Source organism: Floridaenema flaviceps BLCC-F50 (assembly GCF_041929275.2).
Lineage (GTDB): Bacteria > Cyanobacteriota > Cyanobacteriia > Cyanobacteriales > Aerosakkonemataceae > Floridanema > Floridanema flaviceps.
Genome location: NZ_JBHFNR020000001.1, coordinates 2,844,648 through 2,870,796, shown reverse-complemented (window position 1 = coordinate 2,870,796; position 26,149 = coordinate 2,844,648). Strand labels below are relative to the sequence as shown.

At 41.1% G+C, this 26,149-nt stretch carries 21 protein-coding genes; 16 read left to right on the top strand and 5 right to left on the bottom strand.

Annotation, left to right across the window (positions count from 1 at the left end; genetic code table 11):
- Positions 1–173: 173 nt before the first annotated feature.
- The 9 genes from ACE1CI_RS13805 (at position 174) to ACE1CI_RS13765 (ending at position 15,922) form a co-directional block, all read left to right on the top strand.
- On the top strand, positions 174–1,277 hold the full coding sequence (locus tag ACE1CI_RS13805; protein WP_413266092.1) for a glycosyltransferase family 9 protein: 1,104 nt from the start codon (positions 174–176) through the stop codon (positions 1,275–1,277).
- Between the two features lie 205 nt (positions 1,278–1,482).
- A complete protein-coding gene (locus ACE1CI_RS13800) occupies positions 1,483–2,853 on the top strand; it encodes a HAMP domain-containing protein (protein WP_496615457.1) in 1,371 nt (456 codons plus the stop codon).
- Between the two features lie 46 nt (positions 2,854–2,899).
- Positions 2,900–7,603: a HAMP domain-containing protein gene (locus ACE1CI_RS13795; protein ID WP_496615612.1), complete on the top strand. Its 4,704-nt coding sequence runs from the start codon at positions 2,900–2,902 to the stop codon at positions 7,601–7,603.
- 73 nt (positions 7,604–7,676) lie between these two features.
- Positions 7,677–8,510, top strand: a complete 834-nt coding sequence (locus ACE1CI_RS13790; protein WP_413266090.1) for a CheR family methyltransferase — start codon at positions 7,677–7,679, stop codon at positions 8,508–8,510.
- The gene (locus ACE1CI_RS13785) at positions 8,510–9,085 is read left to right on the top strand and encodes a chemotaxis protein CheB (protein ID WP_413266089.1); all 576 of its coding nucleotides are present in this window, start codon (positions 8,510–8,512) and stop codon (positions 9,083–9,085) included. The genes ACE1CI_RS13790 and ACE1CI_RS13785 overlap by 1 nt, the downstream gene beginning before the upstream one ends.
- A gap of 82 nt (positions 9,086–9,167) precedes the next feature.
- Positions 9,168–10,889, top strand: a complete 1,722-nt coding sequence (locus ACE1CI_RS13780) for a hybrid sensor histidine kinase/response regulator (RefSeq protein WP_413266088.1) — start codon at positions 9,168–9,170, stop codon at positions 10,887–10,889.
- 273 nt (positions 10,890–11,162) lie between these two features.
- Positions 11,163–12,638, top strand: coding sequence for a glycogen synthase GlgA (gene glgA, locus ACE1CI_RS13775; RefSeq protein ID WP_413266087.1), 1,476 nt, complete (start codon positions 11,163–11,165; stop codon positions 12,636–12,638).
- Between the two features lie 329 nt (positions 12,639–12,967).
- Positions 12,968–14,392 carry a leucine-rich repeat domain-containing protein gene (locus ACE1CI_RS13770; protein WP_496615456.1) on the top strand — a complete coding sequence of 475 codons (1,425 nt, stop codon included), beginning with the start codon at positions 12,968–12,970 and terminating at the stop codon, positions 14,390–14,392.
- Between the two features lie 81 nt (positions 14,393–14,473).
- Complete coding sequence (locus ACE1CI_RS13765) at positions 14,474–15,922, top strand: leucine-rich repeat domain-containing protein (protein ID WP_413266085.1); 1,449 nt, start codon at positions 14,474–14,476, stop codon at positions 15,920–15,922.
- 130 nt (positions 15,923–16,052) lie between these two features.
- Here ACE1CI_RS13765 and ACE1CI_RS13760 read toward each other — a convergent pair whose 3' ends face one another.
- Together ACE1CI_RS13760 and vapB are read right to left on the bottom strand one after the other, a co-directional pair.
- Positions 16,053–16,439: a type II toxin-antitoxin system VapC family toxin gene (locus ACE1CI_RS13760; protein WP_413266084.1), complete on the bottom strand. Its 387-nt coding sequence runs from the start codon at positions 16,437–16,439 to the stop codon at positions 16,053–16,055.
- On the bottom strand, positions 16,436–16,666 hold the full coding sequence (gene vapB / locus ACE1CI_RS13755) for a type II toxin-antitoxin system VapB family antitoxin (RefSeq protein WP_413266083.1): 231 nt from the start codon (positions 16,664–16,666) through the stop codon (positions 16,436–16,438). The genes ACE1CI_RS13760 and vapB overlap by 4 nt, the downstream gene beginning before the upstream one ends.
- 230 nt (positions 16,667–16,896) lie before the next feature.
- Between vapB and ACE1CI_RS13750 the strand changes: the two genes are divergently transcribed.
- Positions 16,897–17,727 carry a leucine-rich repeat domain-containing protein gene (locus ACE1CI_RS13750; RefSeq protein WP_413266082.1) on the top strand — a complete coding sequence of 277 codons (831 nt, stop codon included), beginning with the start codon at positions 16,897–16,899 and terminating at the stop codon, positions 17,725–17,727.
- 58 nt (positions 17,728–17,785) lie between these two features.
- Positions 17,786–18,079 carry a DUF8820 family protein gene (locus ACE1CI_RS13745; RefSeq protein WP_413266081.1) on the top strand — a complete coding sequence of 98 codons (294 nt, stop codon included), beginning with the start codon at positions 17,786–17,788 and terminating at the stop codon, positions 18,077–18,079.
- 100 nt (positions 18,080–18,179) lie between these two features.
- On the opposite strand, the gene ACE1CI_RS13740 is transcribed toward ACE1CI_RS13745, so the two are convergent.
- A complete protein-coding gene (locus tag ACE1CI_RS13740; protein ID WP_413266080.1) occupies positions 18,180–19,022 on the bottom strand; it encodes a M56 family metallopeptidase in 843 nt (280 codons plus the stop codon).
- On the bottom strand, positions 19,022–19,441 hold the full coding sequence (locus ACE1CI_RS13735) for a BlaI/MecI/CopY family transcriptional regulator (protein WP_413266079.1): 420 nt from the start codon (positions 19,439–19,441) through the stop codon (positions 19,022–19,024). Before ACE1CI_RS13735 ends, ACE1CI_RS13740 begins: the two co-directional genes overlap by 1 nt.
- A gap of 198 nt (positions 19,442–19,639) precedes the next feature.
- Between ACE1CI_RS13735 and petJ the strand changes: the two genes are divergently transcribed.
- The 3 genes from petJ to ACE1CI_RS13720 all read left to right on the top strand — a co-directional run bounded on the left by petJ (position 19,640) and on the right by ACE1CI_RS13720 (position 23,062).
- Positions 19,640–19,975, top strand: coding sequence for a cytochrome c6 PetJ (petJ, locus tag ACE1CI_RS13730; RefSeq protein ID WP_413266078.1), 336 nt, complete (start codon positions 19,640–19,642; stop codon positions 19,973–19,975).
- A gap of 67 nt (positions 19,976–20,042) precedes the next feature.
- The gene (locus ACE1CI_RS13725; RefSeq protein ID WP_413266077.1) at positions 20,043–20,957 is read left to right on the top strand and encodes a tetratricopeptide repeat protein; all 915 of its coding nucleotides are present in this window, start codon (positions 20,043–20,045) and stop codon (positions 20,955–20,957) included.
- 311 nt (positions 20,958–21,268) lie between these two features.
- A complete protein-coding gene (locus ACE1CI_RS13720; RefSeq protein ID WP_413266076.1) occupies positions 21,269–23,062 on the top strand; it encodes a sensor histidine kinase in 1,794 nt (597 codons plus the stop codon).
- A gap of 5 nt (positions 23,063–23,067) precedes the next feature.
- Here ACE1CI_RS13720 and ACE1CI_RS13715 read toward each other — a convergent pair whose 3' ends face one another.
- On the bottom strand, positions 23,068–23,850 hold the full coding sequence (locus tag ACE1CI_RS13715) for an SDR family oxidoreductase (protein WP_459564104.1): 783 nt from the start codon (positions 23,848–23,850) through the stop codon (positions 23,068–23,070).
- Positions 23,851–24,105: 255 nt separating this feature from the next.
- Between ACE1CI_RS13715 and ACE1CI_RS13710 the strand changes: the two genes are divergently transcribed.
- Together ACE1CI_RS13710 and ACE1CI_RS13705 are read left to right on the top strand one after the other, a co-directional pair.
- Positions 24,106–25,185, top strand: coding sequence for a YihY/virulence factor BrkB family protein (locus ACE1CI_RS13710; protein ID WP_413266074.1), 1,080 nt, complete (start codon positions 24,106–24,108; stop codon positions 25,183–25,185).
- Positions 25,186–25,255: 70 nt separating this feature from the next.
- Complete coding sequence (locus tag ACE1CI_RS13705; protein ID WP_413266073.1) at positions 25,256–25,996, top strand: hypothetical protein; 741 nt, start codon at positions 25,256–25,258, stop codon at positions 25,994–25,996.
- Positions 25,997–26,149 lie beyond the last annotated feature (153 nt).

Here is a 26,149-nt window from a genome sequence, read left to right as displayed (position 1 = left end):
TTTTCCCTCGCTTTAATTTAAATCTTTTGGTTAATTTCTATTCCCATTTTTGTGATTGTAGTTACATTTTTCATCAACCCAAAGAGGGGGAAAATTATCTTCAGATCCCCGACTTCTTCAAGAAGTCGGGGATCTGAAGAGGCATATAGATCAACCTAACATTTAAAATTGCAATGTTCGATCCTTTTTTACCTGGGCTACTATTTCGTTTACCGGAAACTCCGCGCAAAGTTGCTATAGTTCGGGCTTCTCGAATTGGTGATTTTGTTTGTGCTACTCCGGCTTTTCGGGCTATTAGAAATGCTTTTCCTTTGGCTGAGATTAGTTTAATTGCGATGCCTTTTGTGGCAGAGTTAGTTCATCGATCGCCACAGATCGATCGCTTCATTCCTTTCCCCGGCTTTTTAGGGATGGCAGAACAGTTTTTTGACCCTGGAAAAGTGGTGGCATTTTTCCAAGAAATGCAAGCAGAACAATTCGATTTAGCGATCCAAATGCACGGTTCTGGAGTTTATTCTAATCCATTTACTTTAATGTTAGGAGCTAAGGTAAATGCTGGGTTTGTTAGACCTGGAGATCCGGCAGGGAAATTAGATGCTGCTTTGCCGATCTCTGCAACAGAAAATGAAGTCCACAGAGTTCTATCTTTGGTTAGATTTTTAGGTATTGAACCACAGGGCGAAACAACAGAATTCCCTCTTTGGATAGAAGATTTAGACGCAGCAGATATGCTGACTACTACAGCTACAAAACCTTTAATTGGACTGCATCCAGGGGCGAGGGAAGCTACTAAACGATGGTCAGCAGATAAGTTTATTGCGGTGGGAAAGGCACTACAAAAGGAATTCGGCGGCACAATTATATTATTAGGTGGGGAAGAGGAAAAAGAAATAGCTGAGTTAATTGCCCGCAAGATTGGTCAAGAAACGTTGAATTTAGCGGGGAAAACTTCTCTGCCAGAATTAGGTGCTATTTTGGCACGACTAGCACTATTAATTACTAATGATTCGGGACCCGCACATATTGCTTACGCCCTTTCTACGCCGACAATTACTATATTTGGCGGGACCGATCCGCAAGTTTGGGGTTCTTTAAATACGGATATTCACAAAACTTTATTACACAAAGTACCATGCCATCCTTGCGATCGCGCCACTTGTTCCGTAGGTTATCTCTGTTTAGAAGGTACAACAGTTACACAAGTTTTAGAAACAGCAAAGACACTCATCCAGAAAGTACCCATCAGCGGAAACAAACTGAAGAGTTTCCTGCCGTAAGCTAGTTACATTTTTAGTTACAATTGCCACCTTTAGTAATAAAAATTTAAGAATTGCTCCTACATCTACCCTGCGATAGAGAGCATTGATCCCGGATTGCGCTGGATAATTGTGCCAGATGTAACTTTGGCGCTTTCGCTACTGCAAGAAGGCGGAAGTCTCAAGGAATAACCATAAATAAAAGCACAGATTAAAGATAAAGACTATGGCAACGGCACAAGCAACTATAGATAGCGATGAACTTGACCTCAAACAACTGTTAAGAACTTTAACCGAAGTCAAAAAGGGGAATTTTGGGGCGCGAATGCCGATCGATCAAACAGGCATGGCGGGGAAAATTGCCGACACCCTCAATGATATTATTGATATGAACGAACGCATGGCGGCGGAACTCGATCGCATTAGCAATGTCGTCGGCAAAGATGGGAAAATTTACGAACGCGCCTCTTTGGGTGGAAGTGTTAAAGGTGCTTGGAAAAGTTCGATCGAATCACTCAATACTTTAATTACTGATTTAGTACAACCGACAGCTGAAACTGCTAGGGTAATTCGGGCAGTTGCGAACGGCGACTTATCTCAAACAATTCCTACAGAAATCGAAAATCGACCTTTGCGCGGCGAGTTTCTCCAAACTGCCCAAATCGTTAACACAATGGTAGACCAGCTTAACTCCTTTGCGGGTGAAGTTACCAGAGTTGCCAGGGAAGTGGGAACGGAAGGAAAACTGGGAGTTCAAGCGGAAGTTAAAGGAGTTGCGGGAACTTGGAAAGATTTGACGGATAGCGTCAACTCGATGGCGGGAAATTTAACCGCCCAAGTGAGGAACATTGCGGAAGTGACAACGGCGGTAGCAAACGGCGACCTTTCTAAGAAAATTACAGTAAATGTTAAGGGCGAGATTTTAGAACTAAAAAACACGATCAACGTAATGGTGGATCAGCTTAACTCCTTTGCGAGTGAAGTTACCAGAGTTGCGAGGGAAGTGGGAACGGAAGGAAAACTGGGAGTTCAAGCGGAAGTTAAGGGAGTTGCGGGAACTTGGAAAGATTTGACGGACTCGGTAAACTCGATGGCGGGAAATTTAACCGCCCAAGTGAGGAACATTGCAGAAGTGACAACGGCGGTAGCAAACGGCGACCTTTCTAAGAAAATTACAGTTGATGTTAAAGGGGAAATTTTCGAGTTAAAGAGCACTATTAATATAATGGTGGATCAGCTTAACTCCTTTGCTTCGGAAGTAACGCGGGTGGCGAGGGAAGTTGGCGCAGAAGGGAAACTTGGAGGACAAGCGCAAGTTCCGGGAGTTGCGGGAACTTGGAAAGATTTAACAGACAGCGTGAACTTTATGGCGGGAAGTTTAACCGCCCAAGTTCGGAACATTGCGGAAGTGACAACGGCAGTAGCGAATGGCGACTTGTCGAAGAAAATTACTGTTGATGTGAAAGGCGAAATTTTGGAGTTGAAGAACACTATTAACGTAATGGTGGATCAACTTAACTCCTTTGCTTTCGGAGGTAACGCGGGTAGCGAGGGAAGTGGGAACGGAAGGAAAACTGGGAGTTCAAGCGGAAGTTAAGGGAGTTGCGGGAACTTGGAAAGACTTGACGGATAATGTGAACTCGATGGCGGATAATTTAACCGCGCAAGTGAGGAACATCGCGGAAGTTGCGACTGCGATCGCAGGTGGCGACTTATCGAAGAAAATTACTGTAGATGTTAAAGGTGAAATTCTCGAATTGAAAAACACCATAAATACAATGGTGGATCAGTTAAGTTCCTTTGCATCGGAGGTAACAAGGGTAGCGAGGGAAGTGGGAACGGAAGGAAAACTGGGAGTTCAAGCGGAAGTTAAGGGAGTTGCGGGAACTTGGAAAGACTTAACGGATAACGTGAACTCGATGGCGGGAAATTTAACCGCGCAAGTGAGGAACATTGCTGAGGTAGCGACTGCGATCGCAAAAGGCGACCTTTCTAAGAAAATTACTGTAGCAGTTAAAGGCGAAATTCTGGAGTTGAAAAACACCGTTAATACAATGGTCGATCAACTTTCGGGATTTGTTTCCGAAGTCACCAAAGTTGCCAGGGAAGTGGGAAGCGAAGGAAAACTCGGTGTACAAGCAGATGTTCGCGGCGTTGCGGGATCTTGGAAAGACTTAACCGATAGCGTAAACTTTATGGCGGGAAGTTTAACCGCCCAAGTTCGGAACATCGCAGCGGTGACAACGGCGGTAGCGAACGGCGACTTATCCAAGAAAATTACCGTTGATGTGAAAGGCGAAATTTTAGAGTTGAAAAACACCGTCAATACAATGGTGGATCAACTCAACTCCTTTGCTTCGGAAGTAACAAGGGTAGCGAGGGAAGTGGGAACGGAAGGAAAACTGGGTGTACAAGCAGAAGTTCGCGGAGTTGCGGGAACTTGGAAAGATTTAACGGATAGCGTGAACTTCATGGCAAGTAGTTTAACCGCCCAAGTGCGAAACATCGCGGAAGTAACGACGGCGGTAGCGAATGGTGACTTGTCGAAGAAAATTACTGTAGATGTGAAAGGCGAAATTTTAGAGTTGAAAAACACTATTAATACGATGGTGGATCAACTTTCTGCCTTTGCGTCGGAAGTAACAAGAGTCGCCAGAGAGGTGGGAAGCGAAGGAAAACTGGGAGTTCAAGCTTATGTGCGAGGGGTGGCGGGAATTTGGAAAGACCTCACGGACAATGTAAACTCGATGGCAGGAAATTTAACCGCCCAAGTTCGGAACATCGCGGAAGTGACAAAGGCGGTGGCGAATGGCGACTTGTCGAAGAAAATTACCGTTGATGTGAAAGGGGAAATTCTCGATCTGAAAAACACGATCAACGTGATGGTGGATCAACTTAACTCCTTTGCGTCGGAGGTAACGCGGGTAGCGAGGGAAGTGGGAACGGACGGAATTTTGGGCGGACAAGCGGATGTTAAAGGAGTTGCGGGAACTTGGAAAGATTTAACGGATAGCGTCAACTCGATGGCGGGAAATTTAACCGCCCAAGTTCGGGGTATCGCCAAAGTCGTGACGGCGGTGGCGAATGGCGACTTGAAACGCAAGTTGATGCTGGAGGCGAAGGGAGAAATTGAAACTCTGGCAGATACGATCAACGAAATGATCGATACGTTGGCGACTTTTGCAGATCAGGTTACTACAGTTGCGCGAGAAGTCGGAATTGAAGGAAAACTGGGAGGACAGGCGAAAGTACCTGGCGCTTCGGGAACGTGGCGGGCGTTAACGGACAACGTGAACGAACTTGCAGCTAATCTTACCACGCAGGTGAGAGCGATCGCAGAAGTTGCAACTGCTGTAACAAAAGGTGACTTGACTCGTTCTATTGCAGTGGAAGCGCAAGGTGAAGTCGCCGCCTTGAAAGATAACATCAACCAAATGATCGCCAACTTGCGCGAAACTACCCAAAAGAATACCGAACAAGACTGGTTGAAAACTAATCTCGCCAAATTTACCAGAATGTTGCAAGGTCAGCGAGATTTGGAAACAGTTTCCAAACTGATTTTATCGGAACTCGCCCCGTTAGTTTCCGCCCAACATGGCGTATTCTACTTGATGGAAAATAACGACAACCACAACACATTCTTAAAATTACTCAGCACTTACGCTTATCGGGAACGCAAACATTTAGCTAACCGTTTCCATTTAGGCGAAGGTTTAGTTGGACAATGTGCGCTGGAAAAAGAACGGATTTTAATCACGGAAGTTCCCGGAGATTATATTAAGATAAGTTCCGGTTTGGGTGAATCACCTCCGTTAAATGCCGTAGTTTTACCAGTGTTGTTTGAGGGACAAGTTACCGCAGTAATTGAACTGGCATCTTTCCGCCGCTTTAGCGAAATTCACTTAACTTTCTTCGACCAACTGACGGAAAGTATTGCTATAGTTTTGAATACGATCGCCGCCAGTATGCGGACAGAAGAATTGCTGAAACAATCGCAATCTTTGGCGGAAGAACTACGCAGTCAGCAGAAAGAACTCACCGAAACTAACCAACGTCTCGAACAACAAGCGAAAACTCTCCAAGCTTCCGAAGAGTTACTCAAACGCCAGCAAGAACAACTGCAACAAACTAATGAAGAATTAGAAGAAAAAGCCGAGTTGTTAGCAGTCCAAAAACGGGAAGTGGAACGGAAGAACCGGGAAATTGAACAAGCGAGAATCTCTTTAGAAGAAAAAGCCGAACAATTAGCTTTAACTTCTCGTTACAAGTCCGAATTCTTGGCAAATATGTCTCACGAATTACGGACACCGTTGAACAGTTTGTTAATTCTAGCCCGACTCTTAACAGACAACAGCGAACGGAATCTTTCGGAAAAACAAGTTGAATATGCGCGGACAATTTATTCAGCTGGTAACGACTTGTTGGGATTAATTAACGATATTCTCGACTTAGCCAAAATTGAGTCTGGCACAATGTCCGTTGAAGTAGACCAGACTTTATTCATCGATTTACAAAGTCACGTTGAAAGAAATTTCCGCCAAGTAGCTGTTGATAAAAAACTCGACTTCAAACTGCAATTTGACTCAGGATTACCGAGAGCAATTTATACCGATTCTAAGCGACTCCAACAAATATTGAAAAACCTCTTAGCTAACGCCTTTAAGTTTACCGAAAGAGGTCAAGTTAGCTTAAATGTAAGAGTAGCAACAGAAGGTTGGAGTCCCGAACAGTCAAATCTTAACCATGCCAACATGGTAATTGCTTTCGCGGTGATAGACACCGGAATTGGCATTCCCCCAGAAAAACAACAAATCATTTTTGAAGCATTTCAACAAGCAGATGGCACTACCAGTCGGAAGTATGGCGGAACGGGTTTAGGATTATCTATTAGTCGAGAAATTGCCCGGTTATTGGGTGGCGAAATCAAGCTGATCAGTGAAGTTGGCAAGGGTAGCACCTTCACACTTTATCTGCCGCAAACATACCTATCTCAAGACGGAGTAAAAAATCGACGAGATAGTGAAGATCGAAAGAATAAGGAAGAAACTACTTCCTTACTTACTGTCAATCCCAAAAATAATGGAACCGGAGAAAAAGTGAGTGCTTCTCAACCTCCAGTTGTCAGTATACAGGTGCGAGAAATTGAGGACGATCGCGACGAAATCCAACCTGGAGATCGCACTCTGCTAATTGTTGAAGATGACCAAAAATTTGCCAAAATTTTACGAGATATGGTCAAAGAACAAGGTTTTAAAGCATTAGTAGCAACCAGAGGCGATCAAGGTTTAGCGATGGCGAGGGAATTTAAACCAACTGCGGTTATCCTCGATATTCGTCTGCCAATTATGGATGGTTGGACGGTGCTCGATCGCTTAAAACATGACCCAACTACCCGCCATATTCCCGTTCACATTATGTCAGTGGAAGAAGGGAAACAGCGGAGTTTACAACAAGGCGCACTCGCTTATTTACAAAAACCAATTAGTAGCGAAGCATTGGGTAATGCTTTTGCCAAAATTAAGGAATTTGTAGAACGTCCGGTTAAGAACTTACTAATCGTAGAAGATGACGAAGTTCAACGTCAAAGCATTATCGAATTAATCGGTAATAGTGATGTCGTTAGCACTGGTGTCGCTACGGGTGCAGCAGCTTTAGCTACACTTAAATCGGGGCGATTTGATTGTGTGGTGCTAGATTTGGGATTACCAGATATGACTGGTTTACAACTAATTGAACAAATCAAATTAGAACCAAATTTAGGTTATTTACCGATCATTGTTTATACCGGAAAAGAACTTTCAACCCAAGAAGAAACCGAATTGCGCCGCATTTCTGACACAATTATTGTCAAGGGAGTGCGATCGCCAGAACGGTTGTTAGATGAAACAGCTTTATTCCTGCATCGAGTTCAAGCTAATTTACCTGCACCCAAACGTTTGATGTTGGAACAATTACACCAAAACGAACCAATTTTAACAGGTAAAAAAGTTTTAATTGTTGATGATGATGTGCGGAATATTTTCGCCCTCACCAGTATGCTGGAAAGTCATCAAATGCAGGTACTTTATGCTGAAAACGGCAGAGATGGCATTTCTGTTTTACAAAATCACCCAGACATTGATTTAGTGTTGATGGATATCATGATGCCAGAAATGGATGGTTATGAAACCATGCAAGCAATCAGGCAAAATCCCCAATTCCAACATCTGCCAATGATTGCTTTAACTGCTAAAGCAATGAAAGGCGATCGCGAAAAATGTATCGAAGCAGGTGCTTCAGATTACATTACCAAACCCGTCGATAACGATCAATTAATCTCATTATTACGGGTTTGGTTGTATCGATAGAAACCGGGAAAAATGAAGATAAAGTATGAAAAGTAGATAGAAAATTTCATACTTTATCTCTTGCCCCAGTTTTATGTCCTCTAGACACCGAAATGAATTGGAAGAAATCGAAATTAAATTACTACTCGAAGGCATTTATCTCTACTATGGTTTTGATTTTCGTAACTACGCTATGGCATCCTTAAAACGTCGAATCTGGAACATAATTCAGGCTGAAAACCTTAACACCGTCTCAGGATTACAAGAAAAGGTGTTACACGATCCCGCTTGTATGGAACGGTTTCTATTAGGTTTGTCGGTAAATGTGACCTCAATGTTCCGCGATCCGAGTTTTTATGTCGCCTTTAGAGATAAAGCAATTCCTTTACTACGTACCTATCCTTTTATTCGGATTTGGCACGCTGGTTGTTCTACAGGTGAGGAGGTTTATTCTCTCGCAATACTGATGTTTGAAGAAGGTTTATATCATCGTTGTCGCTTTTACGCTACAGACATCAATGAAGCTGTGCTGCGTCAAGCTAAAGCGGGTATTTTCCCCTTGGATTTAATGCAAGAATACACCCAACTCTATCTTCAGGCAGGTGGCAAAAGTGAGTTTTCCGAGTATTATACCGCAGCTTATAATGGCGCAATTATTCGCTCTTTCCTGAGAGAAAACATTATCTTTTCTCCCCATAACTTAGTGACAGATGCCTCTTTTAATGAATTCAATGTGATTCTCTGTCGGAATGTTTTAATTTACTTCGATCGCACGCTCCAAGAACGAGTCCATAAGTTACTATATGAAAGCTTACGAATGTTTGGTATTTTAGGACTGGGGAAACATGAAACACTGAAAATAACCGCTTACGAAAACTATTATGAAGAGTTGGATAGTCAGGAAAAAATTTATCGGAGGATTGCTTAATGGATTTTAAAATAGTAGTTATAGGTGCATCTTTGGGCGGATTTAATGCTTTGCAGGTAATTTTAGCACAATTACCAAAAAATTTGCCTGTGGCAGTTGCGATCGCCCAACATCGTCATAGATCTTCCGATGGTGAATTAATTAACTACTTACAAGAAACAAGTACATTACCAGTGAGAGAAGCAGAAGACAAACAACCCATAATTCCCGGAATAGTTTTCTTGGCACCAGCCGACTATCATTTATTAATAGAACCAGGGTATTTTGCTCTTTCTAAAGATGCACCCGTCACTTATGCAAGACCATCAATTGATGTTTTATTTGAGTCGGCTGCTGATGCTTATGAGGAGCAAGTTATCGGTATAATTCTAACAGGAGCTAGCAATGATGGTGCTAAAGGATTAGCCAAAATTCAAGCTTATGGAGGAACAGCAATTGTCCAAAAACCAGATACAGCCGAATGTCCAGTCATGCCGGAAGCAGCAATTAAAGCAGTTAAAAAACCGCAAATTTTACCTTTGGCTGAAATAGTTCCTTTTCTGACTTCCCAGATCAAATGTCAGGTTTTAATTTGAATGGGAAATTAATTGCCGATCGCTCAAATTTCGTCTTTTCCAGTGATAATTTATGCCATCTCTACCAAGTTGAAATAAGTATATGCAATCTCAACCCAAAGTTAATGTCCTGTTAGTAGACGATCACCCAGAAAACTTAATTGCTTTAGAAGCAATTTTAGATGGACTTGGACAAAATTTAGTCAAAGCAGGTTCGGGAGCAGAAGCTTTACGATGTTTACTAAATCAAGATTTTGCAGTAATTTTATTAGACGTGCAAATGCCCGGAATGGATGGGTTTGAAACTGCTACTTTGATTCGCCAAAGGGAAAGGTCACGCAACACACCAATTATTTTTCTGACAGCTTTTAGTACTAGCGATAACTTAATGTTTAAAGGTTATTCTTTAGGCGCAGTAGATTATTTATTAAAGCCGATCGATCCAGTTATATTAAATTCCAAAGTATCCGTATTTGTTGACCTATTCAAAAAAAATCTAGAAGTCCAACACCAAGCTGCACAACTAGCAGCAATGAATGCCGAACTTAAACAAAGCGAAGAAAGATTTCGTACCTTGAGTGCTTGTTCTCCAGTAGGCATATTTCTCACCGATACCTTCGGGAGATGTACTTATACTAACCCTCGATTTCAAGCAATTTGTGGTTTTATTACTGCGGAAAGTTGGTACGGGGAATTTGCCAAGCTGACTTTACCAGAAGACCGGGATCTATTATTAATTGAATGGCCTAATTCCATTCACCAAGGACAACCTTATTCTGGGGAATTTCGCATTTATCAACACGATAAATCCCTGCGTTGGGTACACATTCGCACCGCACCAATGCTTTCCGATAATGGCACCTTGTTAGGTCATGTTGGCACAATTGAAGACATTACAGAACGCAAACAAGCGGAAGCAGTACGGGAACAATTTATCCGGGAACACGCTGCGAGACAGCAAGCGGAAGAAGCTAACCGGATGAAAGACGAATTTTTAGCAATTCTTTCTCATGAACTGCGGACACCATTAAACTCAATTTTAGGTTGGTCGCGGTTGTTAGTTACGAAAAAATTTGATGAGAAAACCAGAACAAAAGCTTTAGAAACAATTGAACGCAATGCGCGATCGCAAGCTAGATTAGTTAATGATATTCTCGATGTTTCGCAAATTATACAAGGCAACTTACGGTTAAGTATTCAACCAGTTAATTTACAGAATTTAATTGAAGTAACTGTAGAAACAGCACGTCCCCAAGCTGAAGAAAAATCAATCGAGATTAAAACATATTTATATCCAGATGCACTTAGAGTTACTGGAGATGCCGAACGATTAAAACAAATTTTGACAAATTTGCTTTCTAATGCGATTAAATTTACTCCCGAATCAGGACTAATAGAAATCTGGTTGAAATTACGAGAAACTACAGAAACATCAATAGGTAATCAATACGCTCAGTTACAAGTAATTGACCAAGGTATTGGCATAAATCCAGATTTTTTACCTCATGTTTTTGATAGCTTCCGGCAAGGAAATAGCAGTATTAACCGACCTTACGGAGGATTAGGTTTAGGATTAGCGATCGCTCGTCACCTAGTAGAATTACATGGCGGAACTATTAGAGCCGAAAGCGAAGGCGAAGGGAGAGGCGCAACTTTTACGATCGATCTACCCTTGATCGGTTGCACTCCTGAAACTGAAATAGATCAAAAAAAAATAATGAAACCTCCGACTAATGAATATGAAAATGAAGAATTAGATTGTCAGGTAAAGCGCGATCGTACTCAACTTTTATTAGTGGAAAATCATGCCAGCAGTAGCGAATAAGCTGTAGAGGAGATGGGGAGATGGGGGGATGGGGAGATGGGGGGATGTTGATTAACTCAACTCAAAACTCAAAACTCACTAAACTAGGACTTACGCACTCAGATCCCCCAACCCCCTTAAAAAGGGGGCTTTAGAGGTTCCCCCCTTTTTTAAGGGGGGCTAGGGGGGATCTAGGTTTCAAGCTTCAGTGCGTAAGTCCTATAAACTTTCTCCTGCACTCAAAACAGATTATCCTTTTCTAAGGACGGGGATTGTAGTCTGTGAGGATTAACGATGTACATTGTACAAATTGCCTCTGAATGCGCTCCTGTAATTAAAGCAGGAGGTTTGGGCGATGTAGTTTATGGGCTCAGTCGAGAGCTAGAGATTCGGGGGCATGGGGTAGAATTAATTCTGCCAAAGTACGATTGTATGCGGTATGACCATATTTGGGGACTCCATGAAGCCTACCGCGATCTAATGGTGCCTTGGTTTGATGGCGCTATTCGCTGCAATGTCGATTGTGGTTGGGTACATGGGCGGTTATGCTTCTTTATCGAACCTCTCTCTGAGGATAATTTCTTTAACCGGGGTTGCTATTACGGCTGTTTAGACGATCATTTGCGCTTTGCCTTTTTCAGCAAGGCGGCTTTAGAATTTCTCTTAATGACTAATAAACGCCCCGATGTGATTCATTGCCACGATTGGCAAACTGGTTTAGTGCCAGTCATGCTATTTGAAATTTACAAATATCATGGGATGGAAAATCAACGAGTATCCTACACAATTCACAATTTTAAACATCAAGGAGTAGCAGGTGCTAATGTTCTTTGGGCAACGGGATTAAATAATGAGCCTTACTATTTTACTGAAGATCGCTTAATGGATAATACCCATCCAACGGCAATCAATTTTATGAAAGGGGGAATTGTTTACTCCAATTTTGTGAATACAGTTTCGCCACACCATGCTTGGGAAGCAAGATTTACTGAGGTTGGTTGCGGTTTAGGTAAAACTTTGTACGATCATCAACATAAATTTGGTGGGGTGCTCAATGGGATTGATTATGAGGTGTGGAATCCGGTGGTCGATCGCTACATCCCCTATCACTACAGCAGCGATGATTTGAAAAGCAAAAGCCTGAATAAAAAAGCCCTCCGGGAAAGACTTTGGCTCAATCATAGTGACAAACCAATTATTTGTTACATCGGCAGATTAGACGACCAAAAAGGCGTGCATTTAGTCCATCATGCGATTTATTACGCTTTGCATAAAAAGGCGCAATTCGTGTTACTGGGAGCAGCTACAGAACCGGGAATTAATTCTTGGTTTTCTCACGAAAAAAATCACCTCAATACTAATCCCGATTGTCACATAGAACTGGGTTTTAATGAGGAATTATCCCATTTAATTTATGCTGGTGCGGATATGATTGTCGTGCCTAGCAATTACGAACCCTGCGGACTAACGCAAATGATTGGTTTAAAATATGGCACAGTGCCGATTGTTCGCGGCGTTGGCGGATTGGTAAACACAGTTTTTGATTGGGATTATGATGAAAATAAACCCCAAGAAGAACGCAATGGTTTTGTGTTTTATCAGACAGACAATAGCGCGATCGAATCTGCGATCGATCGCGCTATTGACTTATGGTATAAATCTCCAAAATTGTTCCGCCAATTGATGATTCAAGGCATGGAATGTGACTACTCATGGAATCATCCCGGCGCTCAATATGTAGGGATTTACGATCATATTCGGCATAAGTAGGGGACTGGGGACTGGGGACTGGGGACTGGGGACTGGGGACTGGGAAAGTTTTGAGTTTCTAGGGGCGGGTTTAGCAGATAATTCTGAAATCACAGCAGAATAATTAACAACAAAACCCGCCCTTCCAGAGTTTGTGAGAATTGGCGATCGCAGCTAATTCTGTAATTACAGTAGAATTAATAACAAAACTAATTCTTGCAGAGATAAGGACGGGTTTTGTCCAGAGATTGTTTGTAAGTGACAAAGGTTATCTGTTAAACCCGCTCCCACATCAATTTCCTCTTGTGTCCTTTTCTCCTTCCCAATCTGCTCAGGCAAAGGAAGAAACGATGTCAGACATTGAAAAAGTGCGACAGAAAATTCTTAATTCGCTAAATGCGAAAGAACTCAATCTGAGCGGCAACCAACTGACAAGTTTGCCAGCAGAGATTGGACAACTACATTCTTTGACATCGCTCAATCTGAGCCGCAACAAACTGACAAGTTTACCAGCAGAGATTGGGAATTTGCTTTCTTTGACATCGCTCCAGCTGAACGGCAACAAACTGACAAATCTGCCAGCAGAGATTGGACAACTACATTCTTTGACATCACTCAATCTGAGCCTCAACAACCTGACAAATCTGCCAGCAGAGATCGGACAACTACATTCTTTGACAAAGCTCAATCTGAGCCACAACATACTGACAAATCTGCCAGCAGAGATCGGACAACTGCATTCTTTGACAGAACTCTATCCGAGGAACAACAAACTGACAAATCTGCCAGCAGAGATTGGGAATTTGCTTTCTTTGACAAGTCTCGATCTGTTCAACAACAAACTGACAAATCTGCCAGCAGAGATTGGGAATTTGCTTTCTTTGACAAGTCTCGATCTGAGCCACAACCAACTGACAAATCTGCCAGCAGAGATTGGGAATTTACTTTCTTTGACAGAACTAAATTTCAACAACCTGACAAAGCCAGCAGAGATTGGACAACTATATTTGAGCGGCAACAAACTGACAAATCTGCCAGCAGAGATTGGACAACTACATTCTTTGACAAAGCTCTATCTGAGCGGCAACAAACTGACAAATCTGCCAGCAGAGATTGGGAATTTGCTTTCTTTGACAGAACTCTATCTGAGCGGCAACAAACTGACAAATCTGCCAGCAGAGATTGGGAATTTGCTTTCTTTGACAAAGCTCTATCTGAGCGGCAACAAACTGACAAATCTGCCAGCAGAGATTGGGAATTTGCTTTCTTTGACAGAACTCTATCTGAGCGGCAACAAACTGACAAATCTGCCAGCAGAGATTGGGAATTTGCTTTCTTTGACAGATCTCAATCTGAACGGCAATCCGATTCAAGATTTATCTGCTTTAGCCAACCATCCTAATCAAAATTTGCAGGTTTATTGTTTTGCAATTGAACTTCCGCGCCGTTATTGGAGACATTTGAGTCAGTGGAAAGCTGAATGGTTATTGACGGAAGAAAATGCGGAAGTGCGGCGAGTTTTGATTGAGCAAATTGGGTACGATCGCATTATCCAAGAGTTGGGGGCGAGTGCGATCGATCGATATCGCGAATACACCTTACTAAAGATAGATGCAGATATCGACATCGAACCGATCCATTTGCTCTCAATGACTTGTCCGAGTACTGGACACATTCACGTCTTGCGCGTACCACCCGATCTCACTTCTGCCAGAGATGCGATTCGCTGGGTAAACTGGGATGTTGACCCGGAAGCTTTTGCTGTCGAGACTTGAACGGTTGTTAGTTTGTGGTTTGGAAAGGGCGATCGCTAATATCAAAAACTCACCCAATCTGCTAAAGCAAAGGAAGAAAAGATGTCAGATATTGAAGAATTGCGAAAGTACATTCTTAATTCCTTAGATGCGACAAAACTCGATCTAACTGATAGCCAAATAACAGTTTTACCAGCAGAGATTGGGCAACTACAATCTTTAACTGAACTCGACCTTTACATCAACTACTTGACAGATTTGCCAACAGAGATTGGGCAACTACATTCTTTGCAAGTACTCTCTCTATACAACAACGAACTGACAAGTTTGCCAGCAGAAATTGGACAACTTCATTCTTTGATATTCCTCAATCTGAGCGATAATAAACTGACAAGTTTGCCAGCAGAAATTGGACAACTTCATTCTTTGCAATGGCTCGATATAAGCACTAATAACCTGACAAGTTTGCCAGCAGAAATTGGAAACTTGCATTCTTTAACAGAACTTTATCTATTCAACAATAAGCTGAGAAGTTTGCCAGCATCCATTGGACAACTGCACTCCTTGACAGAACTCAATCTGTACAACAATAAATTGAGATTTTTGCCCGCAGAAATTGGAAAACTGCATTCCTTGACAAGGCTTGATTTGTGCGGTAGTTTAACAAGTCTGCCCGCAGAGATTGGGCAACTGCATTCTTTAAAATGGCTCGATCTGAGCAAAAACAAACTGAGAAGTTTACCCGCAGAGATTGGGGATTTGCATTCTTTGGAAAAACTCACTCTATACAATAATAGATTGAGATATTTGCCCGCACAAATTGGACAATTAAATTCTTTGACAGAACTCAATCTTTACAATAATAAACTGAAAAGGTTGCCCTCAGAAATTGGGGGATTGCGTTCTTTGAAAAAACTTTCTCTAAACAACAATAACCTGACAAGTCTGCCAACAGAAATTGGGCAACTGCATTCTTTGATTGAATTCTATGTGAATAACAACAAATTGACAAATCTGCCAGCAGAGATGGGACAATTACACTCTTTGACACAACTCTCTCTGGAACATAACCAACTGAAAAGTCTGCCAGTAGAAATGGCACAACTAAGCTCATTGAAAGGAATTTATCTGAACGATAATCCGATTCAAGACTTATCTGCTTTAGCCAATCATCCTAATGAAAATCTGACAGTTGAATGTTTCGGAGTTTACCTTCCGCGCCGCTATTGGACAGACTTTAGTCAGTGGAAAGCCGAATGGTTACTCACAGAAGAAAATGCAGAGATTCGACGATTATTGATTCAACAGATTGGGTACGATCGCATTATCCAAGAGTTGGGGGCAAGTGCGATCGATCACTACCGCGAATACACCTTACTAAAGATAGATGCAGATATCGACATCGAACCGATCCATTTGCTCTCAATGACTTGTCCGAGTACTAGAAACATTCACGTCTTGCGCGTACCACCTAATTTCACATCTGCCAGAGATGCGATTCGCTGGGTAAATTGGGATGTTGACCCGGAAGCTTTTGCTGTCGAGACTTGAAAGGTTGTTAGTTTGTGGTGTTTTGGGGGGCGATCGATTCGACATCCATACTTCAAATGTAGTATATTAGTATTATGTGAAGTTTTGGGTAGTTTGGCGACGAACTATCAGAGGTGTTCGCTTGTATTGCTTACCAAAGTCTCTGGACGGGGTAATGGTCAAAGATTGTATCAATACTCAAGAGGGGTATCTGTTCAGTGATTGCTTGAGCAATGAGCAATCGATCGAAAGGGTCTCGATGAAATTGAGGAAGATTTTCTAGGGTAAAGATGTGATTTAACTCGATTGGAAGAAGCTGCAAGCTATTTGTTTGTTGTTGACTTGCAATCAGTTCTGGAAGTGGAAGATTGAGCGATAACTTACCCAGTTGTCGTTTGATTTGCATTTCCCAGACACTGACAAGACTCAAAAACCAGAGGTTCGTTTCATCCATCAACAAATCTGTAACTCGTTCTGAAAGCCGCTCTGGAGTGAGCGACAGCCAGATAAAAACGTGCGTGTCTAATAGCAGATTCATGGTTCCCCAAGCCAAAATTCGTCTGCTAAGGGAGCATTGAAGTCCTCGCTCATCCAACCCATATCCTTGTGTAAGCCCAGCACACGACCTGATTTTTGTTGAGGAGTATAGTTATACTTTTGGACGAGAAATTCCACAAAATCAGCTACTTGCTGTTGTTGCTCTGGTGGCAGGGTTTGTAGCTTGATGAGAAAGTTTCTGGCTGAATATGAAGATTTAGAAGTCATAGAGTGTATACATATTTGCTCAATTTTCTGATTGTATATTAATTTTTTGATAGTTGACCCAGAAGCTTTTGCTGTCGAGACTTGAACGGTTGTTAGTTTGTGGTGTTTTGGGGGCGATCGATCCCAGATCCATACTGCAAATGTAGTATATTAGTATTACATAAATGTTTGGGTTGTTTGGCGATCGCTGCTAAAACTTCCCCAGTCTGCAAGAGGCAAAGGAAGAAACGATGTTAAACTTTAAACAAGTGCGACAGGAAATTCTCAATTCACTAGGAGAAACATCGCTCTATCTGAACGGCAACCAACTGACAAGTCTGCCAGCAGAGATCGGACAACTGCATTCTTTGACAGACCTCTATCTGAGGGGCAACCGACTGACAAGTTTACCAGCAGAGATCGGACAACTACATTCTTTGACATGGCTCGATCTGAGAAACAACCGACTGACAAGTTTACCAGCAGAGATCGGACAACTGCATTCTTTGACACACCTCTATCTGAGCAGGAACCAACTAACAAATTTGCCAGCTCAGATAGTACAACTGCATTCTTTGACATCGCTCGTTCTGGACGACAACCAACTGACAAATCTGCCAGCATTCATTGGACAACTGCATTCTTTGACACACCTCGATCTGAGCAACAATCCGATTCAAGATTTATCGATGTTAGCCAATCATCCCAATCAGAATTTGAAGGTTTACTGTTTTGGCATTATACTTCCGCGACGTTATTGGACACATTTGAATCAGTGGAAAACCGAATGGTTACTGACACAAGAAAATGCAGAAGTGCGGCGATTATTGATTCAACAGATTGGGTACGATCGCATTATCCAAGAGTTGGGGGCAAGTGCGATCGATCATTACCGCGAATACACCCTACTAAAGATAGATGCAAATATCGACATCGAACCGATCCATTTGCTCTCAATGACTTGTCCGAGTACTGGAAACATTCACGTCTTGCGCGTACCACCTAATCTCACTTCTGCAAGAGAGGCGATTCGCTGGGTAAACTGGGATATTGACCCAGAAGCTTTTGCGGTGGAGACTTAGCTGGAATTGAACGAAAAATAACTGTAGTTTAGAGATATTTATAAGGAGGAAATTTGCTATGCAACCAATCAGACAAGGCGATGTAATTTTAATTCCTACTCAATCTATTGAAGGAAACCAACTGCCTCACTTGACGCTTGCAGAAGGAGAAGTCACCGGACACAAACACCGCATTAGCGAAGGGGAAGCAGAATTATATGAACGGGATGGAACACTGTACTTAAAAGTATTGTCACCCACAGCATTGCTAACTCATGAAGAACACAAACAAATCGCTATTCCTCAAGGTAATTGGGTGATTCGCATTCAACGCGAATATGAGCCAGAAGGGTGGCGCTACGTCACGGATTGAGGAGGCAGGGGGCTCCAGGGGTTCCAGGGGCAGAGGAGAGAATTTAAAACTCTCTTCCCAGTACCTAGTACCCAGTACCCAATCCCCAGTCCCCAATCCATCAATTATGCAAAGGAATTACTGCTAAAGGTAGCAACACAAAAACTAACCAAGTCCAAGACCACCAATTAATTTTATATTTGATTTGCTCGGTGGTTAACAATGCTTCAATTCGCTCATTTAAACGATTTAAAGGTGCTATGGCGCTGAATTCTGCGGCGAAACTATTCAGGGAAAAAACAGGCTGACTGACTACTAGTAATAAAGATTCAGCTAAGGTTAAAGGATCGACAATTTTCGCTGCCCAATTATCCGCCCGGAGTTCGCGCAAGATTAACAATTCTTGCCACAATTTTTCGGTGTTGGGCAACCAAAAGGCGATCGATCGCAACCACCCCAACCAAAAAAACCAAAAAGTATCTCGATAATAATAATGTGCCTCTTCATGAGCAATTACCGCATCTAATTGCTCCGGTTCCAAACTATCTAATAAACCCTGACTTATTACTAATTCCGGTTGCCAAAAACCGATTAAGGCACTGTAAGGAATATCAGTATCAAAAATCCGGCAATTTTTCCCTTTGAGTTTTTGCACAGGATAGCTGCGAATCTGACTTATAGTATGCAAACCTTCGCCAACTAACTGCCAAAATTTTAACCCAGAAAAAACCAAAAAACTTAACGCTAACAAATAACCCAACCAGCCAACTTGTAACCCCATCATTTGTCCTGATGAACCCATACAAATAAGGGCGAATGAGGTAGTTAGCAAGAGTAAGGGAGGAAACAAAAATAATAGTAAAGTTTGGTAGGTGCGAGTTGTCCAACTTCCGGTTTTTGGTAGGTCAATTGTTCGCAGCAACCAAGCAAAAGCTAAGACTAATAAAATCATAATTAAGTGCATTATTTTTCCTCCCTGGCGCGACGTGCTGCTTGAATTCTTTGGGCGATCGCTTTTAATTGTTCTACACTGGCAGTATCTAAGCTATCAGCAAATGCTGCCACAATATCGGGATTTCCTACTGCTAAAAAACCTTGTAATTTTTCGTAAGCTTCGATCGCCTGAGCCTGAGATTGGGAAACTAAAGGTTGCCACAAGTATATTTTGCCTTGTTTATCACAAGTTAACCAACCTTTTTCGGTTAAACGACGTAACACAGTCGTCACCGAAGCATAAGCTAACTCTCGATCGGGATCGGCTAAAATGCGATCGTGGACATCCTTAACAGTAACTTCTCCTAATTCCCAAATAATCTGCAAAATTTCCCTTTCTAAAGGGCCAAGGGATAAATGTTTAGGACGATAATTTGGTAAAGCTGTCATTTGATTTTAGATTTTAGATTTTGGATTGATACCACAGATACATCTGGAGTTTTGACTAACGTCGTAAAATTCCAGTTTTGCTGATTATAAGTGTTTTCTGGGAAGTTTTACAGCCTGTCTTTTGACAAAGAAAGCGGCTTTCTTCACAATTGTCGGAATATGTCTGCTAAATGCAAGAACCTAGAAGAGGAGAACACTGTGAGAAAAATTTTGTCTATCGTTTTGCTGTTGAGTATAGTATTCAATTTTACATTTGTCCGTCCCGTTCTCGCTGATGTTGCTAGCGGTGCGAAAATTTTTAGCGCCAAGTGTGCTGCTTGTCATGCTGGGGGAAAAAATCTAGTTAATCCTCAGAAAACTTTGGCAAAGGCTGATTTAGAAAAGTATGGCATGAATTCCCTGGAAGCGATTACCACTCAGGTAACAAAAGGTAAAGGTGCTATGCCTGCTTTTAAAGGTCAACTCACCGATCAACAAATCGCAGATGTTGCTACTTATGTGTTAGAAAGTTCCGAAAAAGGTTGGAAAAAATAAGTTTAACCTTCGGGAAAAACTTTTGCTGTAAATTTTGCTAAGAGAGATGCTCAAGGAGATCGGAATTATGAGTTACTTAGTTCAATTATTGGTCAGCTTGTGCATCACTTTAGCTCTAATAATTTACTCACCTCCTGCTACAGCGCTCAGTCTAGCAAATTCTTCTGTGCAGATGAGCGCACAGGAGTTTTTTCGCGCAGGTGTTGAGCAAATGCAAAGCCAAAATTACTCGGAAGCTGTGCAAGATTTTACCAAGGCAATTGAGTTAAAGCATGATTTTTCAGCGGCTTTGAGTAATCGCTGTTTGGCTTATTTACAATTAGAAGAATATGAAAGTGCAATTCAAGATTGTACGCAAGCAGTAGATTTAAATTCGCAAAATACAGAATCTTTTTTGAATCGAGGTTTGGCTTATTATAAACAAGGAAATTATCAGGGTGCGATCGCAGATTATAACCAAGTAATAAAATTAAAACCAATAGATTTTCGCGCTTATTACAATCGCGCTTTAGCTAAAAGTGATTTACAGCATTATCAAGAAGCGATTAGCGATTATAATCAAACTTTAAGTTTAATGCCTGTACAAGACACCTTCCAATTAGCACAAGTTTATAACGATCGCGGTACAACTCGCTTAATGTTAAATGATAATCTGGGAGCGATCGCAGATTTTAACCAAGCTATTCACTTAAATCAACAAGACTACCGAACTTACTTTAATCGGGCTTGTGCCAATCAACGTATTTCAAATTATATCGCAGCTATTGCAGACCTAACTGTAGCCTTAAAACTTAACCCAAATTATGCCGAAGCTTACGCTAACCGAGGTATAGCTTACTATAACTTAGGAAATGAACGGCAAGCATTATTCGACTTACGAAAAGCCGCGCATAACTTCCTTTTTCAAGATAACATCACTGCTTATCAGCAAACATTAGATTTACTCAAACAGTTAAAAGGAGAAGAAACGGTGATTGCTTAATTAACCGAGAGAACTTTAGCATAACAGGACTTACACAATTGGCACATTCAAATAGGTACGTTTCTTAAGTCTTGTGACACTTGCGTAAGTCCTGATAATTTAGATCGTTTCTTAAAAATATATCTAAAGATAGGTACATTGTTTTCTAAGATATAAAAATATAAATTAAACTTATAGAAAAAATTAAAAAATCTATCTTTAGGTAGATACAGCTAAATATATCCGAATTTAGTAACCAAATAGAGAGAAAACATCTGTCAAAGGGAATAATTTAATAGACAATGCCAGATAGTGGGAATTTTGATTAGGATATGTTCAAAAAACTCTCTTTGTCTTTACAACCGATCGTTCTCTTCTTAATAGTGACTCTGCCTGTAATTCACCTTTGTGTAATCAAAGTTGCACAATCGCTGTCATTTGAAAATGCTGTCATTGTCGTTTGGCCTTCAGTAGGGATTTACTTGGCAACCGTGTTAGTGTTTGGTTATCGTGTTTGGCCTGCGATATTGTTGAGTGAACTGATTGGCAACAGCACAATTTTTGGATTTAATTGGCTGAGCATAGTCATATCATTCGTAGACCTAATCGATCCACTATTAGTAGCTTTTTTGATTCATCGTATGTGCAAAGGCTCATCTTTGTTTTTACGATCGCAAAATGTCTTCAAATTCATGGGGATAATTTTAGTTGAACCAGTGTTAACCAGTACCCTTGGCGTAACTGCCTTTTGCTTAGGTGGAGTAACGCCTTGGAGTGCTTATGCAGAAGCTTGGGAATCTTGGTGGCTATCAATTTTCATTGGTTTACTCATTGCCACTCCTGCCTTATTAGTTTGGAGTCCAAAATTTTCGCCACCCCCAATCCGTCCGCATTACTGGATTTTTGAATTAACATTACTTCTACTATTAATATTAGCGATCGCTGCGATCGCTTTTACGGGCGGCTATCCCCTGGAATATCTTCTATTACCTCTACTCGTTTGGTCAGTATTTCGGTTTAGTTTGCGGGAAACAACTTTGCTAATTTTAATTGTCAGTGCGATCGCCATTTGGGGAACTAAAAATGGATTTGGTTCATTTGTTCGATCGTCTTCGAGTGAATCACTCGTACTTCTGCAATCTTTCGTAGGAGTTATCGCCCTTACCAGTCTTGTTTTGTCAGCAGTATTGCACGAAAATCGACAAGCGACATCGCAACTTAAACAAGCAAATGAAGAACTAGAAGATCGAGTCGAAGAACGAACTTTTGAATTAACAAAGGCGTTGCAAAAATTGCAAAAAACTCAACAACAAATGCTGCAATCGGAAAAAATGTCCAGCTTAGGACAACTAGTAGCGGGCATTGCTCACGAAATCAATAATCCTGTCAATTTTATTTACGGTAATCTTAGCCACTTGAATCAATACAGTCAAGATTTAGTAACTGTTATTCAAACATATCAACAACATTATCCGCATCCGCCACAAACTTTAAAAGAACTATTAGAAGACGTGGAAATTGACTTTATTACCGAAGATATCAATAAGATTGTTTGCTCAATGCGATTAGGAACCGATCGCATTCGTCAAATAGTTTTATCCTTGCGTAACTTTTCTCGTTTGGATGAAGCAGAAATTAAAACTGTTGATATTCATGAAGGTATTGATAGTACCTTAGTAATTTTGCAGCATCGATTGAAAGCAAAGAGCGATCGACCTGCGATCGACATAGTAAAAGAATACGGCAAAATTCCCCTTATTGAATGCTACGCAGGACAACTAAATCAAGTCTTGATGAACATTCTCAGCAATGCTATTGATGCCTTAGAAGAAATAGCCACTTCCTCTGTTGGACAAATCTGCATTATAACTGAATTAATTAACCCTCAGTCGGTAAGAATAATAATTGCAGATAATGGTAATGGTATTCCAGAAGCCTTTCAAACTCGCATATTCGATCCATTCTTCACTACCAAACCCACTGGCAAAGGTACTGGCATGGTAATGTCAATTAGCTATCAAATTATCACCGAAAAACATGGAGGGAAATTATACTTTGACTCCATTGCTGGTAAAGGTACTAAATTTATAATTGAAATTCCTATCAAACAAGCAGTAAAAGTGTAACTCAACTACCCTTGTAACAAAGATTGTGCTCCATCAATCCAAATTTCTGTGCCGCTAATATGGTTAGAAGCATCACTAGCTAAAAATAACACCAACTGCGCTACTTGTTCTGATTTTCCAGGTGCGCCATCGGTTAAAGGAATCTCTCCTTCAGGAAATTCTACAGGTTCTTTCACCTGTTCTAAATGACGTTTTTGGGTGCTTTCATTAATGTTAGTTTCAATTGCTCCCGGACAAATTACATTTACCCGCACGCGCTGTTCTGCTAATTCCAAAGCGATCATTTTAGTAAAGGCAACTTGCGCCGCTTTAGAACAAGAATAAGCCGTTGCACCAGTATTACTAAAAATTCTTGTACCATTAACAGAGGAAGTAATAATTACAGAACCGCCTTGTTTTTTTAAATAAGGAACAGCATATTTAACTGTTAAAAAAGTTCCTTTCAAATTAACATTTAAAGTTTTATCCCACTCTTCCGGTTCTAATTCTTCAATTGGTGCCCAAACTCCATTAATCCCCGCATTGGCAAAAACAATATCAATTCTCCCCCATTTATCCCCAATTTGTTGAATTGCTTTTTGCATTGGTTCAGGTTGAGAAATATCAGCAATTAAACTAATTGCTTCCCCACCATTGCTTTGGATTTTGCTAACAGTTTCGGCTACCTCTTCTTCAGTTACACCTAATGCGGCAATTTTAGCGCCTTCTTTTGCCAGCAAATGGGCGGCAGCTTTACCAATTCCTGATCCCGCGCCTGTAATTAGCGCCACTCTTTCTGTAAGTTGCATATTCCCATTTTTAGCTCTATTTTTAGTAAACTCCAAACTCATAATATTGTCACTCAGCCTAAAGATAGAAGCCGAAAAGAAGGCAGAAGGAGCAGAGGTTCCGCAGTCTTTTTTGTAGGGTGCGTTAGTGCTAACGTAACGCACCATCCCACTATAAATTTAAAAGTAATTTAACTCGTTGGATAGATGCAAGCTCCTCTGAATAGCTACTTAATATAGATTAATGTAGTTAATCCCATAAATTATCTATTTAGAATGTCACAAACTGTTAATGAAAAACCACGTTCGAGGTCTAAATTAAAGCCGCTAAATTTACGGACGATTTGGCAATTACTGAAACAAACTTTTGATGAATGGAATGAAGATAAAGCTTCGCGTTTGGCAGCGGCTTTAGCTTATTATACGATTTTTTCTTTAGCACCTTTATTGGTAATTGCAATTGCGATCGCAGGTCTTGTATTCGGAGAAGAAGCCGCCAGAGGGGAAATTGTTAACCAAATTCAAGGTTTAGTTGGCAGAAGTGGTGCAGAAGTAATTGAAACCGCAATTCAAAATGCTAATCAACCAGCCACAGGAACTATCGCTTCTATTATTAGTATCGGTGCTTTATTATTTGGTGCTATTGGGGTATTTGCTCAACTCCAAGATGCTTTAAATACTATTTGGGAAGTGCAACCAAAACCCGATCGTCCTGTTAAAGGTTTTGTCCGGCGCAACGTTTTATCTTTTACAATGGTGTTAGGGATTGGGTTTTTATTGCTGGTATCTCTGATTATTAGCGCTACTTTATCAGCAATTAGTAGTTATTTTAGTCACTTAGTACCAGGTTTTGACGTACTTTGGCAAGTAGTTAATTTTCTCATTTCTTTTGGCATAACTACCTTTTTGTTTGCCATGATTTTCAAATTTCTCCCAAATGTACACATCACTTGGGGAGATGTTTTGATTGGGGCGGTAATTACTTCTCTACTATTCAGTATTGGCAGATTTTTACTGGGTTGGTATTTGGGAAATGGCAGCTTTGGTTCAACTTATGGTGCAGCAGGTTCACTAATCATTATCCTGGCTTGGGTTTATTATGCGGCTCAAATATTATTTTTTGGCGCAGAGTTTACCCAAGTTTATGCCAGACAATATGGTTCGCAAATTATGCCTGATGAATATGCTGTTCCTCTTACTGATAAGGCTCGTATTCAGCAAGGAATTCCCCGCCAAGAAGATGTAGATGCAGCTGTTCAATCAGAAGGTAGTAACAGGGTGGATCGACGGCGTTCGAGAAAATCAGGATTACAAGGTTTTATCAGACGTTTAGGTGGTAAAAGAAGAAGTCGTTAGTCAGCTTTTCTGCCTATTATCTGATTAATTCTGATTTCAAAAAAACATAATTTGGAGGATGTTAACGAAGATGCAAGTCAATAATAGTTTAAGACAAAAAAGCAATTGGCTCGGTAAAGCAACTTGTTTATTACTCTTAACAAGTACGATCGCTGCTTGCGAAAATCGAACTGCGGAAAATCCCAACGTTAATGCCACTCCCCAAGCAACTCCCACAGTAGTTGTTACCCCAACCCCAACACCAACTGTAGTTGTTACCCCAACCGCAACACCAACTGTAGTTGTTAGCCCAACTCCCGCACCCACAACTGTGGTTGTTACTCCCTCTCCCGTTCCCGCTAACACAATTGTTGCTACTCCCGTACCTCAGTCGCCAACAGCTGCTTCTCGCAGTGCTGTTACTACTCCTGATACCCAAATTTCACCTACTGCTAACCCGGCTGCTGCTCCCAGTGAACCAATTACTGATGTAGCTGTAATTGCTAATACATCAGATAGACAATCGATTCTAAATAGGCAAGTTCAGTTAACAAATGTAAGAGTTCAAAATGTGAATGGCGATCGCACTTTTTGGATCGGACAACCAAATGGTCAGCCAGTTTTTGTCGTTCTTGAACCAAAATTAGATAACGGAAGTGCAGAAAATAAAATTGTAATTAAACGCGGACAAACCCTTAATTTAACTGGTGTATTAAGACCAGTACCTAGCACGCAACAAGCACAGCAACAATGGGGGTTGAGTCCTGCTGAAGCCAAAACATTGCAAAACCAAGCCCTTTATTTACAAGCTGGACAAGTCCAATTTCAATAACTTAAAAAACTTAAAACTTTATCGGATGATCGACGGCTTTATATTTAAAGTGCCTAAAATTATGCAAGCCGCGATCGTCTTTACTATTAGTTCTAAAAACTTAATTACATCAGGATTCTCTATGCTCAAAAATTCCCTGTCACTCAGCGACTC

Excerpts from the sequence above, each read along its gene's own strand:
- ACE1CI_RS13805 (WP_413266092.1), top strand. The coding sequence starts at position 174 with ATGTTCGATCCTTTTTTACCTGGGCTACTATTTCGTTTACCGGAAACT.
- ACE1CI_RS13800 (WP_496615457.1), top strand. The coding sequence starts at position 1,483 with ATGGCAACGGCACAAGCAACTATAGATAGCGATGAACTTGACCTCAAA.
- ACE1CI_RS13795 (WP_496615612.1), top strand. The coding sequence starts at position 2,900 with ATGGCGGATAATTTAACCGCGCAAGTGAGGAACATCGCGGAAGTTGCG.
- ACE1CI_RS13790 (WP_413266090.1), top strand. The coding sequence starts at position 7,677 with ATGTCCTCTAGACACCGAAATGAATTGGAAGAAATCGAAATTAAATTA.
- ACE1CI_RS13785 (WP_413266089.1), top strand. The coding sequence starts at position 8,510 with ATGGATTTTAAAATAGTAGTTATAGGTGCATCTTTGGGCGGATTTAAT.
- ACE1CI_RS13780 (WP_413266088.1), top strand. The coding sequence starts at position 9,168 with ATGCAATCTCAACCCAAAGTTAATGTCCTGTTAGTAGACGATCACCCA.
- glgA (WP_413266087.1), top strand. The coding sequence starts at position 11,163 with ATGTACATTGTACAAATTGCCTCTGAATGCGCTCCTGTAATTAAAGCA.
- ACE1CI_RS13770 (WP_496615456.1), top strand. The coding sequence starts at position 12,968 with ATGTCAGACATTGAAAAAGTGCGACAGAAAATTCTTAATTCGCTAAAT.
- ACE1CI_RS13765 (WP_413266085.1), top strand. The coding sequence starts at position 14,474 with ATGTCAGATATTGAAGAATTGCGAAAGTACATTCTTAATTCCTTAGAT.
- ACE1CI_RS13760 (WP_413266084.1), bottom strand. The coding sequence starts at position 16,439 with ATGAATCTGCTATTAGACACGCACGTTTTTATCTGGCTGTCGCTCACT.
- vapB (WP_413266083.1), bottom strand. The coding sequence starts at position 16,666 with ATGACTTCTAAATCTTCATATTCAGCCAGAAACTTTCTCATCAAGCTA.
- ACE1CI_RS13750 (WP_413266082.1), top strand. The coding sequence starts at position 16,897 with ATGTTAAACTTTAAACAAGTGCGACAGGAAATTCTCAATTCACTAGGA.
- ACE1CI_RS13745 (WP_413266081.1), top strand. The coding sequence starts at position 17,786 with ATGCAACCAATCAGACAAGGCGATGTAATTTTAATTCCTACTCAATCT.
- ACE1CI_RS13740 (WP_413266080.1), bottom strand. The coding sequence starts at position 19,022 with ATGCACTTAATTATGATTTTATTAGTCTTAGCTTTTGCTTGGTTGCTG.
- ACE1CI_RS13735 (WP_413266079.1), bottom strand. The coding sequence starts at position 19,441 with ATGACAGCTTTACCAAATTATCGTCCTAAACATTTATCCCTTGGCCCT.
- ACE1CI_RS13725 (WP_413266077.1), top strand. The coding sequence starts at position 20,043 with ATGAGTTACTTAGTTCAATTATTGGTCAGCTTGTGCATCACTTTAGCT.
- ACE1CI_RS13720 (WP_413266076.1), top strand. The coding sequence starts at position 21,269 with ATGTTCAAAAAACTCTCTTTGTCTTTACAACCGATCGTTCTCTTCTTA.
- ACE1CI_RS13715 (WP_459564104.1), bottom strand. The coding sequence starts at position 23,850 with ATGCAACTTACAGAAAGAGTGGCGCTAATTACAGGCGCGGGATCAGGA.
- ACE1CI_RS13710 (WP_413266074.1), top strand. The coding sequence starts at position 24,106 with ATGTCACAAACTGTTAATGAAAAACCACGTTCGAGGTCTAAATTAAAG.
- ACE1CI_RS13705 (WP_413266073.1), top strand. The coding sequence starts at position 25,256 with ATGCAAGTCAATAATAGTTTAAGACAAAAAAGCAATTGGCTCGGTAAA.